The sequence below is a fragment of the Caballeronia sp. LZ003 genome (assembly GCF_031451465.1).
Classification (GTDB): Bacteria; Pseudomonadota; Gammaproteobacteria; order Burkholderiales; family Burkholderiaceae; genus Caballeronia.
This window is the reverse complement of sequence record NZ_JARUXJ010000003.1, coordinates 993,435-1,012,350: the sequence shown is the minus strand read 5'-3', so window position 1 is coordinate 1,012,350 and position 18,916 is coordinate 993,435. Positions and strand designations below refer to the sequence as shown.

Sequence of the window (18,916 nt, the reverse complement as noted above, 5' to 3'; positions counted from 1 at the left end):
AAAGCCGATCTACCGCGGTGCGCCGAACGCACCGTCATGCAAAATCGAAAAGGGAGGAACGATGGGTGTTTTGAGCGGTGTACGCGTGCTGGAATTCGAGGCGATCGGTCCGGGGCCGTTCGGCGCCATGTTGCTGGCCGACATGGGCGCGGATGTCTTGCGAGTCGACCGGCCCCGTCCGCACGCCGATCTGGGTCCGAAGACCAACGGCAACCGTGCGGATGTCACGGGGCGCGGTCGTCGTTCGGTCACGCTGGATCTGAAGCAACCCGAAGCGGCCGAAGCCGCGCTGGATCTGATTTCCCGCGCCGATGTCCTGATCGAAGGCTTTCGGCCCGGCACCATGGAACGGCTTGGGCTCGGCCCGCAGGCCGCACTGTCGCGCAACTCGCGACTCGTGTATGGACGCATGACCGGTTGGGGGCAAACGGGTCCGCTCGCCGCGCGCGCGGGGCACGATCTGAACTACATCGCGCTGTCCGGCGTGCTGTCCGGCATCGGCCGCGCCGACGGAGCGCCGGTGCCGCCGCTGAATCTTGTCGGCGACTACGGCGGTGGCGGCATGCTTCTCGCGCTGGGCGTGGTGGCGGCGCTCTTCAACGTTCAGCGCGGCGGCGAAGGTCAGGTAGTCGATGCCGCGATGATCGAAGGCGCGGCGCAACTGGGTTCGATCTTTTGGGGCATGCTCGCTTCGGGCAACTGGCGCGAGGAGCGCGAGAGCAATCTGCTGGATGGCGGCACGCCCTGGTACGACAGCTACCGCACTCGCGATGGTCAATACATGACGGTCGGCGCGGTCGAGTCGCGTTTCTATGCCGAACTCCTCACGAAGCTCGGCCTCGCGGACGCGGGATTGCCGGAGCAGCACGATCGCAGCGGCTGGCCGGTCCTGCGCGAACGCTTCGCGGCGGCCTTTCTCGAACGCACGCGCGATGAATGGTGCGCCGTGTTCGAAGGTAGCGACGCGTGTGTCGCGCCAGTTTTGAGCTTTTCGGAAGCGCCGGCTCATCCGCAGCATCAGGCGCGCGGCAGTTTCGTCGAGGTGGCTGGCGTGGTTCAGCCTGCACCCGCACCGCGTTTTTCTCGCACGCCTTCGAAAGTCACGCGCGCCGCGCCGCAACGCGGTGAAGGGGGGCTGCGTGCGTTGCACGATTGGGGGTTCGACGACGCCGCCATCGATCGCATGCGCCTTCACGGGGTTGGCTTTCAGGCAGAGGGCTGAGCCCGTCCGAGTCATACGCGGTAGCAAAAAAAACGGTCCGGCTTCGAGCCGGACCGTTGTGCTTTCATGCCACTGCCCGCATCACTGCAGATTGCCGGCTACCGCCACCGTCTGCCCCGTGATGTAGTTCGACTCGGGCGAGCAAAACAGATAGACGCCGCCAGCCGCTTCTTCCGGCGTGCCCCCGCGTCCCAGCGGATTGCTCATCGCGTGCGCTTTTAGCCGCTCCGCATTCACGCCCACGCGAATATCGCGCCCTTCGATCCTGACCGTCGCGCCGGAATCCGCATCCGCCTTCGTCATGCGCGTGTGAATCAGCCCGAACGCCACGCAGTTCACATTGACGTTGAAGCGCCCCCACTCGCGGCTCAGCGCACGCGTCATGCCGATCACGCCCGCTTTCGCCGACGAATAGTTCATTTGCCCGGCATTGCCGGTGAGCGCCGATACCGACGAAATATTCACGACCTTGCGATATACGTCGCGCCCGGCTTCCTTGTCGGCGGCATGCAACGCCTTCACATGCGGATAGGCGGCGCGCAGAATGCGAAACGGCGCGGTCATGTGACAGTCGATGATCGCGTACCACTGTTCGTCGGTCATCTTCTGGACCACGTCGTCCCACGTATAGCCGGCATTGTTGACGATGATGTCGATGCCCTTGAACGTGTTCATCGCCGTGCCGATGAAGCGGTCGGCGAAGTCGGGCGCGCTTACGTTGCCGACGACCGCGACGGCCAGCGTGCCCATCTTCTTCAAAACCTCGACCGTTTCGTGCGCCGGCTCGGCGTCGAGGTCGTTGATCACGAGACGCGCGCCTTCGCTTGCCAGTTTCTCCGCGATGGCGCGGCCAATACCACGTCCGGAACCGGTGACGAGTGCCACTTTGCCGTCAAGCTTGCCCATATCTTTCTCCTCGATGAACGAAACTACAGTGCGATCGACGCGTCGCCCAGGACGCGCGGCTCGCCGTATTGATTGGTGGTCTGGATCTCGACCTTCACGAGACGTTCGCCATTCGCCTCGGATTTGTCGACGACCCGTCCGCTGCACGTGATCCGGTGTCCCAGTTGCGTGATGCCGACGAAGCGCACGCCGAAGTGCCGCAGATTGCGCTGGTCGGTCCACAGCGTCAGCAGGCGGCCGAGCCAGGCCATCGACAACATGCCGTGCGCAAAGACGTCGGGCATGCCGGCACGCCGTGCAAAATCGAGGTCGATGTGAACCGCGTTGTGATCGCCGGATGCGCCTGCGAAAAGCGCCAGCGTCGTGCGGTCGACGGGCGCCAGCGTGAGCGGCGGCAGTGTGTCGCCCACCTCGATGTCATCGAAACTCAATGGTGTCATTCGGGTTTCTCCTCAGCCGTTGCGATGCACGAGCACGCTGCGCAGATCCGCGACATGCTCGCCATGCTGGTTGGTCACGCGCGTTTCGCGCACCACGAAATCGAGCGCGCCGCCTTTCTTGTCGTAGATGTCGGCGATGCGGCACTCGAAGCGCAGCACGTCGCCCGCATAGGCCAGACGGTGATAGGTGAACGACTGCTCGCCGTGCAGGATGCGCGTGACCTGAATGCCGATCTCGTCGCGCCAGCTTTTATCGGGCTGCTCGAGTTCCAGTGAAAACAGGAAGGTGGGCGGCAGTGGCAGGCCGGGGTGGCCGGCATCGCGCGCCGCCGATTCATCGAAATAGATCGGGTTGGTCTCGCCGATCGCCTTCGCGAAAAAGCGCAGTCGTCCCGCTTCGGCCACGGTACGAAAGGCCGGAATCACCAGGCCGATGTGCTTCTTGTCGATCATGTCGGATACTCCATCGGAAGTCGCGGCATCAGGCGGCCTTGTACACGGTCGTGACGCACGCGCCGCCGAGCCCGAGGTTATGCGCCAGCGCGACCTTCGCGCCTTCCACCTGACGTTCGTCGGCCGTGCCGCGCATCTGATGGGTCAGCTCGTAGCACTGGGCAAGGCCGGTCGCGCCGAGCGGATGACCCTTGGACAAGAGCCCGCCCGAGGGATTGACCACCCACTTGCCGCCGTATGTGTTGTCGCCGTCGTTGACGAGTTTTTCCGCATCGCCTTCGGCACACAGACCAAGGCCCTCGTAGGTCAACAACTCGTTCTGCGCGAAGCAGTCGTGCAATTCGATCACGTCGATGTCTTCGGGGCCGACGCCTGCCTGCTCGTACGCGAGCTTCGCGCCGGAGCGCGTCATGTCGAAGCCGACCACGCGGATCATGTCGCGGCTGTCATAAGTGCTCGGCTCGTCGGTGGTGAGAGACTGGCCGGCGATCAGCACGTCGGTGCGCAAGCCGTGCCGCCGCGCGAACGCCTCCGACACGACGATCGCCGCAGCCGCCCCGCAAGTCGGCGGACAGGCCATCAGGCGCGTCAGCACGCCTTCCCAGATCATCGGCGAGGCCAGCACGTCTTCCGGCGTCACGACATTGCGGAACACGGCGAGCGGATTGCGCGCCGCATGCTGGCTCGCCTTCGCGCGAATCCTGGCAAAGGTTTCGAGGCGAGTGCCGTACTTCTCCATGTGCGCCCGGCCCGCGCCGCTGAATTGGCGGATGGCAGACGGCAGATCGGTTCGGTCGACCAGTTCGTTGACCAGATCCAGCGCGCGTTCGAGCGCCGGTGCGCGGTCGCTCCACTTCGATGACAGCGCGCCCGGCTGCATGAATTCGAAGCCGACCGCAAGCGCGCAGTCCACCGCGCCGCTCTGGACGGCCTGACGGGCGAGGAACAACGCCGACGAACCGGTTGCACAGTTGTTGTTGACGTTGATGACCGGAATGCCGGTCATGCCCACGCGGTAGAGCGCTTTCTGACCGCAGGTCGAATCGCCGTAGACGTAACCGGCGTAGGCCTGCTGGACGTCGGCGTAGTCGAGCCCGGCATCGGCCAGTGCCTGGCGAACCGCGCCGGCGCCCATCACGTCGTAGGTGTCGCTGGTGCCGGGTTTCTTGAACGGGATCATGCCGACGCCGGCGACGAAGACGTTACGAGTCATATCACTGCTCCGTGGAAAAGAAGGTTCGACTTACAGCTTGCGGGAGATGAGGTCGCGCATGACCTCGCTCGTGCCGCCATAAATGCGGTTCACGCGCGCATCGGCGAAGGCGCGTGCGACGGGGTACTCGAGCATGTAGCCGTAGCCGCCGTGAAGCTGCACCATCTCGTCGAGCGCCTTGCCAAGTGTCTCGGTGGCGTAGAGCTTGGCGATGGCGGCTTCTTCGAGCGTCAGGCGACGGCGCACGTGCTCGGCCAGATAGTGATCGACCATCAGGCGCACGGCCGTGGCCTGGGCCTTGATGTCGGCAAGCTTGAACTTGGTGTTCTGGAAGTCCCATACGGTCTGATTGAAGGCGCGGCGGTCCTTCACATAGTTCAGCGTATGTTCGAGACAGGCTTCGAGCTTCGCCGCCGCGCCGATGGCGATGGACAAGCGCTCCTGCGGCAGTTCACCCATCAGGTAGGCAAAGCCCTGACCTTCCTCGCCGAGACGGTTGGCGACCGGAACGCGCACGTCGTCGAAGAACAACTCGGCGGTGTCCTGCCCGTGCATGCCGACCTTGTCGAGCTTGCGGCCACGGCGAAATCCCGCACGAGTTGCCTCGACCACGATCAGGCTCACGCCCTTCGAACCCGCGCTCGGGTCTGTTTTGCAGATCACGATGATCAGGTCGGCATTCAGACCATTGCTAATGAAGGTCTTGCTGCCGTTGATGACGTACTCGTCGCCATCGCGCACGGCGCTCGTCCGCACGGACTTGAGGTCGCTGCCGGTACCCGGTTCGGTCATTGCGATGGCGAGAATCGACTCGCCCGAGCAGACTTTGGGGAGCCACTTCTGCTTTTGATCTTCGCTGCCGAGGCGCGCGATATAAGGCGCGATGACGTCCGAGTGAACGCCGAAGCCCAGCCCGCTCAGGCCCGCGCGATTCACTTCCTCGTTGAGCACGGCCGCATGACCGAAATCGCCGCCGCCTCCGCCGTATTCGGCTGGCAGCGTCAGGCACAGCAGTCCTTCACGGCCCGCCTTCAGCCAGGTTTCGCGATCGACGCGGCCGGTCTTGTCCCATTCGGCCTGTTTCGGAACGCATTCCCGTTCCAGAAAGCGGCGCACGCTGGTGCGCAGCATTTCGTGATCGTCGCGGAAGACGGTTCGAGTAATGTGCATGACTAAGTTCCTGAGAAAAGATCCGCCTGATCCGGGTGTGAGGCTTACCGTGCGCAGGCGATATGCGCGGCCGGCTCGGCGTGAAAGAGAGGCTCGATCAGATGAGCGCGCCGCGCGCGGGTGACGGCCTGATTGACGTAGCCTTTTTCGGCGATCTCGTTGGCGTCGATGGAAGGCGGTTCCGCCATCAGCATCACGCGTTCGATGGTGCGGCTGGCGCCACCGCCTCGCTGAGTGACGAGGCGTTCGCGCAGCGCGGCCACCACGAGCGGATGCCGGGCGAGCGCTTCCGCGTCCAGTTCGGCAAGCTCGGGGGCGAGCCGTTTGCAGGCGGCCACGTTCGGCCATGCAAGCGCGGTGAGATAGTCGTGATCGTGACCGCAGATCACCGCGTCCGAAATGAGCGGGGCGCACAGTTCGAGCAGACCGAGACGGACGGCGCCCGTGCGTACCCAGGTGCCGTTGGTGAGCTTGAAGTCTTCGACCACGCGGCCGGCGAAGAGCAGGCCTTCGCCCGCGTCTTCCGGATTGGCCAGACGGACGGCGTCGCCGAGGCGGAAGAATCCTTCTGAATCGAACGCGGCCGCGCTCAGTTCCGGATTGTCGAGATAGCCGCCGAAGACATTCGCGCCGCGCATGCGGATCTCGTAGCGTCCGTCGCCGCCGTCGAGCGGCACCAGCTTCACTTCGGAGCCGGGAACCGGGCCGCCGATGTTACCGAGGTCTTTCGACGGCCAGCCACAATAGGTGCCCATGCCGCTCGTTTCCGTGCAGGCGAGACCGGTCGAAAAGACGATGCGCCGGCCGATGGTATCGACGGCGACGCGCTGGATGCGATTCCACACGTCGGCGGGAAGGCTGGCCCCGCCATAGCCGAAATACTGGACGTCGGCGAACAGGCTCCGCGCGAGCACGGGGTCACGTTCGAGTTCGCCCGCCAGTACGGCCCACGCCGAGGGAACACTCGTGAACACGGTGGGCGAGACGTCGCGCAGATTGCGAACCGTGCGCTCGATCAGGCCCGGAAGCGGCCGGCCGTCGTCGATATAGTGGGTCGCGCCGAACTGGATCGAACGGCCGAGATTGAGCACGCCGCCCAGACCGTGATGCCAGGGCAGCCAGTCGAGAAAGACCGGTGGCGATTCCAGCAGCCAGCCGAGGTTGTCGGCGTAGTAGGACGCGACTGCCCTGAAGTTGCCGTAGGTGAGCGGCACGCCCTTCGGAACACCAGTCGAGCCCGAGGTGAACAGCACGCGAACGGTGTGGGCGCCGTCGATCGATGCATGCGCTGCCGCGACGGCGGCGCTGCGCGCGTGCGTCAATCCGCTGGCGAGCAAATCGGCCCAGGTGCGGTGGCCGGGCGCGGCGTTGCACACGGTGATGATCGATGTGCCCGCGACGCCCGAAGCGGCGAGAGCGGCAAGCGCGCGCGCGAACTGCGCCGCATCCTGCACGAACACCGTGGCGGGCGGAACCATTCGCAGCACGCCTTTGAGACGCGCGAAGTCCCGGCTGACGAGCGAATAAGCAGGCGACACCGGCGCACTCGGAATGCCGACGTATTCGGCCGCGAGCAGCAATACCGCCTGCTCGATCGAATTGCCTGATAGCAGGATCACGGGACGCTGCTGACCCAGTCCCATTTCGAGCAGCGCAGCGGCAACCGTCTGGACTTGTACCCACAGTTCGCGCCAGCTAATGGTGCGCCATGCGCCCGTTGCATCGCGCTCGGCGAATGCCGTGTCGTCGCCGCGACGCTCGGCCCACGCGGGAATGAACGCGGCAAAGCTGCGCTCGGCAATGACCGGCGGCGCGCTCGCCGAACTGAGGATAAGCGTGCCGTCGGGACGGTGCTCGATGTGCGGCCGGCGCTCCGGGAAACGCACGGGACGATAAGGCGCTACTGCAGATACGTCATCCATCAGCGTACTCATTTACGCCTGTCTCCTTGGCTTCAGTGCGCACCGCGGCGCGCACCGGCGTTATTTCGTGGAGTTTTGTGTGCGCAATGATTACGCACTACCCCTTGAATCGAAGGATAGTGCGTTGCGGCTGCGACGGAACCACCCAAGGCGGGTGGCGTGGCTGCGCAAGAACGAGTCAGGGCTCGTCAGCCTGCTCCACTGGCGGCGCTGCCCAGCGTCGCGTTGCTCAGTTCGAGATCGCGCACGCGGGCGACTGCTTCGTCGCGGCTTGCCACGCCGAGCTTCCCGTAGATGTTCTTCAGATGCCACTTGACGGTTTCGGGCGAAATGCCGAGCGTGCGCGCGATTTTCTTATTCGGCAGCGCGTGCGCCAGCAATCCGACCACGCGCGTTTCGCGTTCGCTCAACGTGTCGATGCTCCCGCCCGCGTTGTTGAGCCGCGCGGCCGGCTTGGCACCGCTGCGCGGCGCGCCTTGTTGCGCGGCATGCAATCGGTCCACGTAAAAGGAAAGCACGGGATCGTGCGGTTCACTCTGCTCGACATGAGTGATGAGATCGAGGGCGCCGGGGTCTGTATCGAGCAAACTGCGTATGAGACCGAGCCGGTGTCCGCGCCGCAATGCGGCCAGCACGGCCACGCGCGCCGCGTCCGGTCGGCCGCGCCGCTCATCGACCAATGCCGACTGCATTTGCAGACAGGCAACGTGCCGCTGCCAGCCGTGCGCTTCGTAAAACGGAATGAGCGATTGCAGACGCAGTGCCGCGCTTTCCCAGTCTTCGTGCGCCATGCACCAGTCGATCTGCCCGCGTGCCGCCATCGCCCGAATCTCCGCGACGGTCGTGGAAGGGGCGGCGTCGCTTTGCGCGGCCATCGTGTCGAGGCGGGTCAGTCCCGCTTGCGCCGCGTCGAACTGTCCGCATGACAGATGACGCCGCGTCTGTTCTGCCACGGCATGAGCGACGAGCCGCACGAGGCCGTGTTGCGTCGCGTATCGTTCAAGCCGTTCGAGGTATGCGAACGCGTTCAGCCGATGCCCGGTCGTCCAGTGCACCGCCGAAAGCACGGTGAACACGCGCAGCACGGAGTCGGGGATGGAGACACGCTCCAGCACGTCGATACGCTCTTCAAGCAGCTTGCGCGCGGCGCCGGGTTCGCCGAACTCGTAGAGCGCTTCGGCCAGCAACGCGGCGGCGAAACATGCGGCTTCGGCGGCCGCACTGCCGAGTCTGTCGGCCTTGCAGAGTACGTCGCGGGCAATGCGCTCGACCTGCACGAACCTGCCTTCCAGCGCATGGCTGAATCCGATCATGCAGCGGCCGTTCAATGCGCCCGCTGGCGTGCCGGAAAGCGGTGCGCCTTCGAAGAGCAGTTGCGCCGACTGCGTCTGCACGCGCCGCGCCTCTTCGTACGCGCCGTGGCGCATGTGGATCCACGAGAGCAGGTTGGTGCGCGCGCCCGTCGCGAGACTGTCCGCGTCGGCGGGAATGTCCAGCAGTTGCGGCAACATCGAGGCGGCGGCGTCGGGGTCGTCGCGTTGCACGGCAAGCGCCGTGCGCAAAAGAGCCAGGCGGTAGCGCGATTGAGTGTCGGCGAAAGGAATGTCGTCGTGCAGTCGCGCGATGGCCGCCGCGCAGGCGCCGAATTCGCGCGCATACAGATGCAGATGCGCCATCAGGAGCCGCAGACCGATGCGAGCTTGAACCTCGACGCATGGGAGCAGCCGCATGAGCCCGACGAGCTTGCGCAGTTTCCCGGCGACCTGCATGGTGCGGGCAACGCACTGGACGAGATCGGCCGCGGCGGCCGCTTCGCCTGCGAGCAATGCGTGGCGCACCGCCTCGTCGGGATGATCGTGATCGCGAAACCAGGTCCATGCCGCCCGATGCACGGCACGTCGATGCACTTCGCTGCGCGCCTGAAAGCGTTCCAGCAGGGTCTCGCGAAAGAGCGGGTTGAGCCGATACCACGTTTCGCTGCCCGCGCTTTCGATCGGCGCAATGAAGAGGTTGTCGCTTTCAAGTCTCGCCAGCCGCACGCGCACTTCGCCCGCTGTCTGTTCGTCTCCAAGCAACGCAATACACAGCGGCGCGCAAAACAGCGTGCAGGCGGAAATTCGTATCAACAACTCGACCTCGGGGAGCGCAAGGCGCGACAACACTTCCCGCTCGAAGTACTCGGTAAGGCCGCGCGCGTCCTGAAGCCTACCGTGCGTCGAGAGATCGGCCCCGGCGATATCCGCCGCGCCTGGTTTTCTCTTTTTCAAGCGCATCGCGCACAGTTGCAGGCCGGCGACCCAGCCATCCGTCTGCTCATGCGTGTAGCGGGCATCTCGCGGATTGATTTCACCGAGCTGCTCTCTCAGGAATTGTTCGGATTCCGCAGCGGTGAAGCGAAGATCGCGCATGTCCAGTTCGAGCACGAGTCCCTCGTCGCGCGTCCGGCCAAGCGAGAGTGGCACGCTGCCACGCGAAACGAGCACGAGGTGAAGGTTGGGCGGCGCGTAATCGAGGAGCCATTGCAACGCTTCGTGACTGCGTGCGTTGGCGAGATGATGCAGGTCGTCGAGCACCAGCACGACGTCTCCGGGATGACCGGCGATGCCGCGCACGAGCGCGATGACGGTGCGTTCGACGGCTTCGTCATCCAGTCCACGACCGCCCAGCAGCCCGGCTTCGCGGGAGATGGCGGGGTCGACGTGCGCGAGGCTGGCGACGAGGCAATCGAAAAAGTGGGCGAGGTCGTTGTCTTCCGGTGCGAGGGTGAGCCACGCGATGTCGAAACTGAGCGACAGCAAGGCCTCGCGCCACGCAATCACGACACTCGTTTTGCCGCGACCGGCGGGACCTTGAAGAATCACGCAACGACTGCGGCGCGCGTCGAGCAACCGGGCGAGCAAGCGCTCGCGCGCAACGATGCGTGCGGCGCCGCGCGGTGCGACCAGACGGGATTCGGTGTTGGGTTCGATCCTGCCGTTTTGCAGGCGGCGCGAGAGCGGACGGTCCTCGAAAGGAGAATTCTGCGGCATGCTGACCTGCGCCTTGCGCGTTCCGGTTAGGCGCCTGAGCGGCGCCCGCCAGAAGACAAAATGATGACCGGCTTATTGTAGCGCAGCGCTAGTGGCGGATTTTCACGCCGGGGCGGGGCGGTCGAGATCGTGCTACTACGATGTTTTACCGGCGCGTGAAGGAGCAATCCGAGAAGCTTCGCGCTCGCGCTTGCGCCGGGAGACGAAACGCACGACCTCGCCGTCCGCGCGCCACGCATGGCAGGTATCGAGCATTGGCATGTCGGCTTGGTCGGACTGCTCTTGACGGACCTTTCCGCTGGCGCGCAAGCCTATGAGCGTCTGGATAGCGGTCGTCGCAATTGGCCCGAGCAGTTCGCTCAGATGCGTGCAACCGCTTGTCCCGGCAAGGCGGCGTCTTACTTCCTTCATGAATCCCGCGCCGATTGCCACGCCCGCGAGGCACGCGTAGGCCGCGTTGATCTCCGCGCAATAGCGGCTTGGCGCGGCCTCGGTGCGAGCCTCTATGCGATGGATCACGAGCCTGCTGTCGACGGTCACGACGATACGCATGTCGTGAATTGGCGAGCCGGCCGGCACGACCTTGAAGATCAGATTGGCGTCGTCGGCCTTGGTGTCGATCATGTGGCCTTCAATATCGAACAGGCCGTCGCTTCTTTCATAACCCGCACACTCGATGCGTCGGGTATGCACAGGCCGCCGCGTGACGGGCATGGATCGGATCGCGGACATTGCCACCTCGCTCAAGGATAAGTGCAGCAGATCAACGCATGGGTCATGCAAGAACCAATGCCCGGGAGCATCGGCACGCTAATGACCGGTTCTGTCGAGCGTAACGGCGCGGCGCGCTTTTGCCGCCCCCTCTTTCGGGTAGGCGTCGAGTGCCGCTCGCCCTTGCCTCGCTCGGGGTATTCCCGTCCCCCCTCGGTTCGGGTAGTGGTTCCGTCTGGCGGTCCCCGCAATATTGACTCGCGACAACAGAGACGTCGATCTTGGGCCCGCGCGCCGACGTGGCGATCCGCGGCATCGGCTCGATGCGTGTTGGCTGGCCACGGTCGACACACCTTGGCATTGCTCATGTTCACCGGATTCAGAACGACAAAGGGAGACATGCATGCGTTTCAGGATCAGACCTGTATTCGGGGCTGTTTTGATGCTCGCCGCCGGGGCGGCTTCCGCGCAGTCGAGCGTGACCCTGTACGGCGTCGCGGACGTGTTCGTACAGTATCTGGATAACGGTGGACGGCATTCATATGCCGAGCGAAGCGGCGGGTCGACAGGTTCGCTGGTCGGCCTGAAGGGTTCGGAAGACCTCGGCAACGGGCTGAAGGCGGTGTTCGATGTCGAGAGCGGGTACAACACGAATAACGGCACTTACTTCGCCGACAGCACCGCCATGTTCTACCGGCAGTCCTGGGTAGGATTGAAGCACGACACCTACGGCCAGTTGAGCTTCGGGCGTCAATATCAGCCCAGCTTCTGGGCGGTGTATTTCACGGACCCGTTCCGCGGCAACGAAGCGTTGTCGCCGCTGGCCGCAGCCGATCTCGCCGGCGCCACCGATCGCGCCACTCTCGCGACCCAGTACGTGTCCGGGCGAACCAGCAGTTCGATCGTTTATCTCTCGCCGGACCTGAGCGGCGTTCACCTCTATGCGATGTACGCGCTGGCGTCTGCCACGACCCAGCCAGTGACCGTCACTTCAGGCAACATGCTCGACCTGGCCGCGAGCTATTCCGGTTACGGCTTTTACGCGGGCGTCGGCTATCAGTATCAGCACGGCTCGAACGAGACCGCGCCGCTGGTGCCTGCCGCGCCTTCCCTCTTGACATCGTTCCCGTTGATGGCGACCGAACATTTCACCGGGGCGCTGGCGTATCGGCTGGGCATCGTGAACTTCCAGTTCAACTATTCCTACAACCGCCCCAAGGATGTGCCAGATGGCGCGCTGGTAACAGTGACGCCCGCAGTGAGTCTGCCGCTCGGGACTCTGGTGCATTCGTACAGCATCATGGAGCTGGGCGCGACGATTCAGGCCACGCCTTTCGATACCGTCGAACTTGCGGGCATTCAACGCGTCGTGCGCGGCGTTCACGACAATAGCCTCGGTGTCGAGGTCGGCGTCGACCACAACATTTCGAAGCGCACCAGTTTTTATATGCGCGCCGGGTACGTGAAGAACAACGGCAGCGCAAACATGAGCTGGCCCGGCGTGGCGGGAGTCGTCAGCGGCTCGAAACAGGTTCTGGGACTCGTTGGCATGACACATCGTTTCTGACGATGGGGTTCGTTCACGACAACCAAAGAGAGAAAGGAAATCCTGATGCAATCGATTAAAGCGATGCGGCTCGTCGGCGCTGCTTTCATGCTGGCGGCTTCCATAGGCGGGTCTTCCGGTGCGCACGCTCAGAGTAGTTATGCCGCGTCCTCCGTGCCGGCATCGGATGCGAAGGCAAGCAAAGCAGCCAGCAAGGCGGCCGACCGGGCGTTGCAAAAGAGCGTGCTCCGCGCACTCAGCAAAACTCGGGGGCTGCGGGTTGCCAGCATCACGGTTCGCGCGTCGGAAGGGGCGGTGATACTGGAAGGTACCGTACCGGAAGAGGCGCAGATCGGACTGGCCACTCAAGTGGCCGAAGGCGTGGAGGGCGTGAAGTCAGTGAAGAACGCGCTGACCCTGTCCACGATCTGAGGGCGCTTTGGCGGCGCCATGAGAAGGGCCTCGTGCTGCAGGCCTTTCTTTTCACCGATTCACGTGTTCCGTCAGGCAGTGACCGACTTGCATTCCAGAAACTCGGCCAGCCCTTCCGCTCCGCATTCGCGCCCGTTGCCGGAAGTTTTATAGCCGCCGAAGGGCACGGTGATGTCCATCATGGCGCCATTGATCCGCACCGATCCCACGCGCAGCCGCGTTGCGATGCGCCGGGCCCGTTGTGCATCGCCGGTGGCGATATAACCCGCAAGCCCGAAGTCCGTGTCGTTGGCGATAGCGATGGCTTCTTCCTCATCGTCGTAGGCGATCACCACCAGCACAGGGCCGAAAATCTCTTCACGCGCGATCTTCATGCCGTTGTGAACATCGGCAAAGACGGTGGGGCGCGCATAGAAACCTCGCGAGATGCCTTCCGGCCGGCCCACGCCGCCCGCCGCGAGCCGCGCGCCTTCTTCGAGCCCGGTGCGAATCATTCGCTGCACTTTGTCATACTGGGCGCGGTTGGAGATCGGTCCCATCTTCGTGGCCGGATCGGCCGGGTCGCCAACCGTCACTGCGTTGGCAACGGCGGCGGCAATCGTCACGGCCTCTTCGTAACGGTCGCGCGGCACCAGCATGCGGGTGGGCGCGACACACGTCTGCCCCGAGTTGGCCATGCATTGTGCGACGCCGCTCGTCACTGCGGCCTTGAGGTCGGCGTCGTCGAGGATCAGGAGCGGCGACTTGCCGCCAAGCTCCTGAGCGACTCGCTTGACTGTCGGCGCGGCGCTCATGGCGACTTCGATGCCGGCGCGCGTCGAACCGGTGATCGACACCATGTCCACGTCGCGATGCGCGGACAAATGCTCGCCCACGACCCGTCCTTCGCCGAAGATCATGTTGAAGACGCCTGCCGGCGCGCCCGCTTCATGCATGATTTCCGCGAAAATGACGGCGTCGAACGGGGCGATCTCGGAAGGCTTCAACACGATGGTGCAGCCCGCCGCGAGCGCAGGCGCGACCTTGGCGGTGATCTGGTTCAGAGGCCAGTTCCACGGGGTGATGAGTGCGGCAACGCCGATCGCTTCGCGGCGTACATCGCTCTTGCCGTGATTCGTCTCGAACTCGAAATGACGCAGGGTTTCCAGCGCCGCCTGAAGCTGCGCGAGGCCGATCGGCGCCTGCAAGTGCTTGCACAGTGCGATGGGCGCGCCGATCTCGCGGCGCACGGCGTCGGCAAGATCGTCGAGACGGGCGCGATACCTTTCGATCACCCGTTCGAGCAAGGCGATGCGTTCCTCGCGGCTCGTCGCTGACCACGCCGGGAACGCAGCGCGTGCCGCGGCCACGGCGCGGTCGGCATCGGCTGCCGTGCCCATCGCGAGCTTGCCGGTTAATTCCTCGGTGACGGGATCGACGATATCCATCAGCGTGCTGCCGGCGCACGGTTCGACCCACGCGCCGCCGATGTAGAACGTGTTCAATATTGTCATGCCGTCTCCTCAGGCTATGCCGACCGGACGGTCGCCGATTACCGTGGCGCGCATCATATGGCGCGGCGCGGGGAAGTAGTCCTGCACAGCGTAGTGCTGACAGGCGCGGTTGTCCCAGAAGGCGATCGTGTTGGGCCTCCACTTCAGACGAACCTGGTATTCGGGCGCCTGAGCTTGACGGAACAGGTATTGCAGCAGATCCATCTCGGCGAGCTTGTAGTCGAAGCCGACGCGATAAGCCTGAGCCGTCACGTGCCCGTAGTTCGATAGATGCGTGGTAAAGGCCTCATTGACGTAGAGAACCTTCTCGCCGGTTTCCGGGTGCACGCGCACCACCGGATGCGTGACCGGCGGAAACTTCTGGCGCATGACGGGATGCTGGTCCTTCGGCAACGCCGTGCCGAACAGCGGCAGAATGTCGTGGACGGCTTCGAGATGAGCGATGCGTGCCTTGATCTCCTCGGGAAGGTTCGCATAGGCCGCGACCATGTTGATCCAGATCGTGTCGCCGCCCACATCCGGGCATTGCACGCAGCGCAGCATCGAACCCATGGACGGAATGTCACGCCACGATACATCCGAGTGGTAGATGTTTTCGCGTCCACGGCGCGTTTCGTTGCGCCCGAGGATCACCAATTCGGGATGCTCCGGGTGATGCGGAAACGCCGGGTGGATCTCCAGTTCGCCGAAGCGCCGCGCCAGCGCCACATGTTGGGCCGGCGTGATGTCCTGATCGCGGAAAAACAGGACCTTGTATTCGAGCAGCGCGCGGCGCAAGGCGAGACAGGTGTCGTCGTCGAGCGGATCGCGCAGGTCGACGCCTTCGATCGTCGCGCCGATCGTCGGCGTGTGACGCTCCACCGCGAAGGGCCATCTCTCGGGTACGGCGTGCTTCGTGTTGAACGCGGGTGCGGTTTCGATTGCTTGCATGTGATGCTCCATTTGAAGCTGTCCGAATCTATCTGTTTGCGGCGCGGATCAAGTCCGCCGCCTTTTCGCCGATCATGATGGCCGGCGCGTTCGTGTTGCCGCCGATGAGCGTCGGCATGATCGACGCGTCCGCCACGCGCAGACCGTCGATGCCGCGCACCCGCAGGCTTGGATCGACGACCGCCTGCGTGTCGATGCCCATCTTGCAGGTGCCGACCGGGTGATAGACGCTGTCGGCCTGACTGCGCACGAACGCACGGATCGCGTCTTCGTTCGAGCCGTCGGGTCCGAAGTCGTCGGTGAGCATTTCTTTGCCGCCTGCATCGGCCAGAGCGGGTTGCGCATAGATGCGGCGCACGATTTTGACGCCCGCAACGAGCGCGTCCATGTCCGCTTCGGCGGAGAGAAAGCGCGGGTCGATCGACGGAGCATCGCGCATGTCGGCCGTGCGCAGACGAACATGACCGCGGCTCTCGGGCCGCAGGACGTATGCATGACAGGAATAGCCGTGTCCGAGCTTCGAGCGCTTGTTTTTGTTGCGATCGCCGAGCAGCGCCAGCACGAAGGCCAGTTGCACGTCGGGCACGGCAAGGTCGTGACGCGTCTTGACGAACGCACCCGCTTCGGCGAAGTTGGAGCTGACCATGCCCGTGCGGTTGCGCCGGTATCGCACGATCTCGGACATGAGACGCAGGAAGCCGCCGGCTGAATAGCCATAGAGGTCCGTCGACCTCACCTGCTTGTTGACGATGACGTCGAGATGGTCCTGCAGGTTTTCGCCGACGCCGGGCAGGTCGTGAATCACGTCGATGCCTACGCTGCGTAGATGTTGGGCCGGACCAATGCCGGAGGCCATCAGCAGTTGTGGCGAATTGAACGCGCCGCAAGCGAGCACGATCTCGCGGCGGGCCCGCAAGGTTTGCTCGACGCCCGCGCGCACGACGTGAATGCCACTTGCACGCTTGCCCTTGAAGACGAGACGAAGCGCATGGGCGTCGGTGAGCACGGCAAGATTCGGCCGACCTCCGCTGAAGCTCGGGTCGCGCTTGTCGCCACGATGCAGATACGCGCGCGCGGCATTCCACCGTTCGCCATTCCATTGCGTGACCTGGTAGAGCCCTGCGCCTTCCTGCTCCGCGCCGTTGAAATCGTCGTTTGGGCGATAGCCGGCTTGCAGCGCGGCCGCGACGAAACGCCGGGAGAACGGATTGGGCGTGCGCAGGTCGCTGACGTGCAGAGGGCCGGTGCCGCCGTGCCAGGGATCGCCGCTGTCGTCGAGGAAGCGCTGGTTGCATTCGCTGCGACGGAAATAGGGCAGTACGTCGTCGTAGCTCCAGCCGGTGCAGCCGAGCTTTGCCCACGCGTCGTAGTCGCAGCGGTGCCCGCGGATGTACACCATGCCGTTGATCGACGAACTGCCGCCGAGTCCCCGGCCACGCGGCTGGAAGGAGGGGCGACCGCCGAGACCGGGCTGCTTCTCGGAGTAGTAGGCGTAGTTGCGCGGACCGTGCTTGCGCACCGTGACCGCAAGGCCGATAGGCGCCCATACGCTCAGGTGGTGGTCATGGGGACCGGCTTCGAGAAGCGCGACGCTCACCGACGGATCTTCGGCCAGTCTGGCCGCCACCGCACAACCGGCCGATCCCGCGCCCACGACGATGTAGTCATACTCCGCAGCGCTCGTATCGGGCTGCTGGTTTCTCTCAGGTCTATTCATGGCTCGGTTTGCGGTTCAGATGAGCACGGTGTTTCGCTGCTTGTTCGCCGGAAGGCAGTGGGGAGGCCTCGGGGCAAGGTCCATCAGGCGGGGGCGCGGGCGGCCACGTGCTGCAACGTCTTCACGGACTGCTCGGGACGAAGCCAGCGCAGCGCGGCGAGCGCGGCGGCAAGCAGCAAAACGGCACTCACGACGAAGCCGAGTTCATACGCATGGCTAGTGCCGCCGCCGTGGGTCTGCACGATCCGCCCCATCACCGCCGGTGCAATGGCGGCGCCGAGACTTGCGAGCGCGGTGTGGATCGCGACCAGCGCACCGCGTTGACTGTCCGGCACTATCTCCGCGAGCAGGGCGGGCGCGAGCGTGAAGCTCAGTGTCGGCAGCGCGCAGGCGATGGCTAGCAGCGCGACTTTCTGAATGGGCGGCGCATTCAGCAGGATCAGCAAGACGAACACCAGCGCGCCGGCCATGGCGCTCAGGCAGATTGGATGCACCCGCGCCCGGCGGCTCGATGCGCCGCCTGCCAGCATGCGCTGCGAGATCCAGCTGAGGCCAAGGTTCACGGGCGCCGCCGTGGCGACCACTGCCGCGAAGCAGCGGCCTGCCTCGACGCCGGAGAAACCAAGCCCTTTCTCGAGATAAGTGGGCAGCCAGGTCAGGCTGAGTCCGAGTGTCCAGTAGGCCGTGAAGCCGAGCGCGAACACCGAGAGGACCGAACGGTCCGTCAGGATGCGGCGATACGAAAGCCGTTGCGACGAGGCAAGCGCGGATTGACTAGCGGTACGCTGGTTGCCGCGTGCTGATCGTCGCTCGTCGATCGGTCCTTCGCGGCCGAAGCATAGCCAGAGCACGCACCAGATCATGCCTATTGCGCCGAGCAGCACGAAGTTCATGCGCCAGCCCCATTGCTTCGTCACGAGCGGAATCAGCATGCCGGCCAGCAACATGCCAGCGGCGGCTCCCTGATTGATTACAGCCACCGGCAGATTGCGTCTGCGATCGGGAAACCATTTGTACAGCGCGTGCACGGAGACCGGAAACGACGGTCCTTCCGCCGCGCCCAAAATCACCCGGCAAGCCAGCAGCCCGAGTGCGCTCGTGGTCAGCGCCTGCGGCACTTGCAGCACCGCCCAGGCCAGCCCCATGGCGAGCAAAATCCAGCGCGTCGCAATGCGGTTGGAGAGAAAGCCGACGACGACGGTCGAAGCCGAAAACAGCCAGAAGAAGCTGCCGGCGACGAGGCCGTACTGCTGCGGCGACAGATGAAGTTCCGCCGTCAGCGGCACGGCCACCAGACCCAGCACGATCTTGTCGAGAAAATTGATGAGGGAGAGGGCCGTCAGCATGACGGTCATGGTCCATGCCGGGCGCGACTGGAATTCGGGCGGAGACATCATGCTCAGTCCCGCCGGAAGACGCTGTCGCCGGCGCCTGAAGCGGCCGCGAGGAACCTGGGTTGCATTGTTGTCTCCTTGGTATTTTTCTGGCCTCGCCGCATGCGGCGGCAGGCCAATGACGGTCTCGTAACGTCACGGTAATACCTAGGAGTGGGAGGCAACCCACCCGGAACAGGTAGGGGAGGGAAAACCTTGTTGATGGCCGGGGATGAGCAGGGGGCAGAAGGCCGCGCGTGGGTTTGCGGCTTCTGCAAAAGGACGTGACCTTGCACCGGTGTCCTCCGCGAATCTTCAAAGAGCGGCCAATGGCTGGCGTGTATGCAAGAAAGTATCAG

Annotated in this window: 15 protein-coding genes; 3 read left to right on the top strand and 12 right to left on the bottom strand. The window is 64.4% G+C overall.

Features of this window, described 5'->3' with window-relative positions; all coding sequences use genetic code 11:
* Positions 1-61: 61 nt before the first annotated feature.
* Positions 62-1,222 (top strand): CaiB/BaiF CoA-transferase family protein, encoded by a 1,161-nt coding sequence (locus QCE79_RS22000; RefSeq protein WP_250527544.1) that lies wholly within the window; start codon positions 62-64, stop codon positions 1,220-1,222.
* Between the two features lie 81 nt (positions 1,223-1,303).
* Here the strand turns inward: QCE79_RS22000 and QCE79_RS21995 are convergent, their stop codons facing one another.
* The 8 genes from QCE79_RS21995 to QCE79_RS21960 form a co-directional block, all read right to left on the bottom strand.
* Complete coding sequence (locus QCE79_RS21995) at positions 1,304-2,128, bottom strand: SDR family NAD(P)-dependent oxidoreductase (protein ID WP_309847931.1); 825 nt, start codon at positions 2,126-2,128, stop codon at positions 1,304-1,306.
* A gap of 23 nt (positions 2,129-2,151) precedes the next feature.
* The gene (locus QCE79_RS21990; RefSeq protein ID WP_244830293.1) at positions 2,152-2,568 is read right to left on the bottom strand and encodes a MaoC family dehydratase; all 417 of its coding nucleotides are present in this window, start codon (positions 2,566-2,568) and stop codon (positions 2,152-2,154) included.
* Positions 2,569-2,580: 12 nt separating this feature from the next.
* Complete coding sequence (locus QCE79_RS21985) at positions 2,581-3,021, bottom strand: MaoC family dehydratase N-terminal domain-containing protein (protein ID WP_309847927.1); 441 nt, start codon at positions 3,019-3,021, stop codon at positions 2,581-2,583.
* A gap of 28 nt (positions 3,022-3,049) precedes the next feature.
* On the bottom strand, positions 3,050-4,234 hold the full coding sequence (locus QCE79_RS21980; protein WP_309847925.1) for a lipid-transfer protein: 1,185 nt from the start codon (positions 4,232-4,234) through the stop codon (positions 3,050-3,052).
* 30 nt (positions 4,235-4,264) lie between these two features.
* The gene (locus tag QCE79_RS21975) at positions 4,265-5,404 is read right to left on the bottom strand and encodes an acyl-CoA dehydrogenase family protein (RefSeq protein WP_309847923.1); all 1,140 of its coding nucleotides are present in this window, start codon (positions 5,402-5,404) and stop codon (positions 4,265-4,267) included.
* A gap of 44 nt (positions 5,405-5,448) precedes the next feature.
* A complete protein-coding gene (locus QCE79_RS21970; RefSeq protein WP_250468191.1) occupies positions 5,449-7,338 on the bottom strand; it encodes a feruloyl-CoA synthase in 1,890 nt (629 codons plus the stop codon).
* 176 nt (positions 7,339-7,514) lie between these two features.
* The gene (locus tag QCE79_RS21965; protein WP_309847920.1) at positions 7,515-10,355 is read right to left on the bottom strand and encodes a LuxR C-terminal-related transcriptional regulator; all 2,841 of its coding nucleotides are present in this window, start codon (positions 10,353-10,355) and stop codon (positions 7,515-7,517) included.
* Between the two features lie 135 nt (positions 10,356-10,490).
* Positions 10,491-11,087 carry a DUF2889 domain-containing protein gene (locus QCE79_RS21960; protein ID WP_309847918.1) on the bottom strand — a complete coding sequence of 199 codons (597 nt, stop codon included), beginning with the start codon at positions 11,085-11,087 and terminating at the stop codon, positions 10,491-10,493.
* Positions 11,088-11,469: 382 nt separating this feature from the next.
* Here QCE79_RS21960 and QCE79_RS21955 point away from each other — a divergent pair, with 382 nt between their 5' ends.
* Positions 11,470-12,633 carry a porin gene (locus QCE79_RS21955; protein WP_309847916.1) on the top strand — a complete coding sequence of 388 codons (1,164 nt, stop codon included), beginning with the start codon at positions 11,470-11,472 and terminating at the stop codon, positions 12,631-12,633.
* 45 nt (positions 12,634-12,678) lie between these two features.
* A complete protein-coding gene (locus QCE79_RS21950; protein WP_309847914.1) occupies positions 12,679-13,044 on the top strand; it encodes a BON domain-containing protein in 366 nt (121 codons plus the stop codon).
* Between the two features lie 71 nt (positions 13,045-13,115).
* On the opposite strand, the gene QCE79_RS21945 is transcribed toward QCE79_RS21950, so the two are convergent.
* The 4 genes from QCE79_RS21945 to QCE79_RS21930 form a co-directional block, all read right to left on the bottom strand.
* Positions 13,116-14,537: an aldehyde dehydrogenase family protein gene (locus QCE79_RS21945; RefSeq protein ID WP_309847912.1), complete on the bottom strand. Its 1,422-nt coding sequence runs from the start codon at positions 14,535-14,537 to the stop codon at positions 13,116-13,118.
* Positions 14,538-14,546: 9 nt separating this feature from the next.
* Positions 14,547-15,467, bottom strand: a complete 921-nt coding sequence (locus tag QCE79_RS21940; RefSeq protein WP_309847910.1) for a TauD/TfdA family dioxygenase — start codon at positions 15,465-15,467, stop codon at positions 14,547-14,549.
* Between the two features lie 28 nt (positions 15,468-15,495).
* Positions 15,496-17,184 (bottom strand): GMC family oxidoreductase, encoded by a 1,689-nt coding sequence (locus QCE79_RS21935; RefSeq protein WP_250468198.1) that lies wholly within the window; start codon positions 17,182-17,184, stop codon positions 15,496-15,498.
* A gap of 83 nt (positions 17,185-17,267) precedes the next feature.
* Positions 17,268-18,581, bottom strand: coding sequence for an MFS transporter (locus QCE79_RS21930; protein WP_309847907.1), 1,314 nt, complete (start codon positions 18,579-18,581; stop codon positions 17,268-17,270).
* Positions 18,582-18,916: the final 335 nt, after the last annotated feature.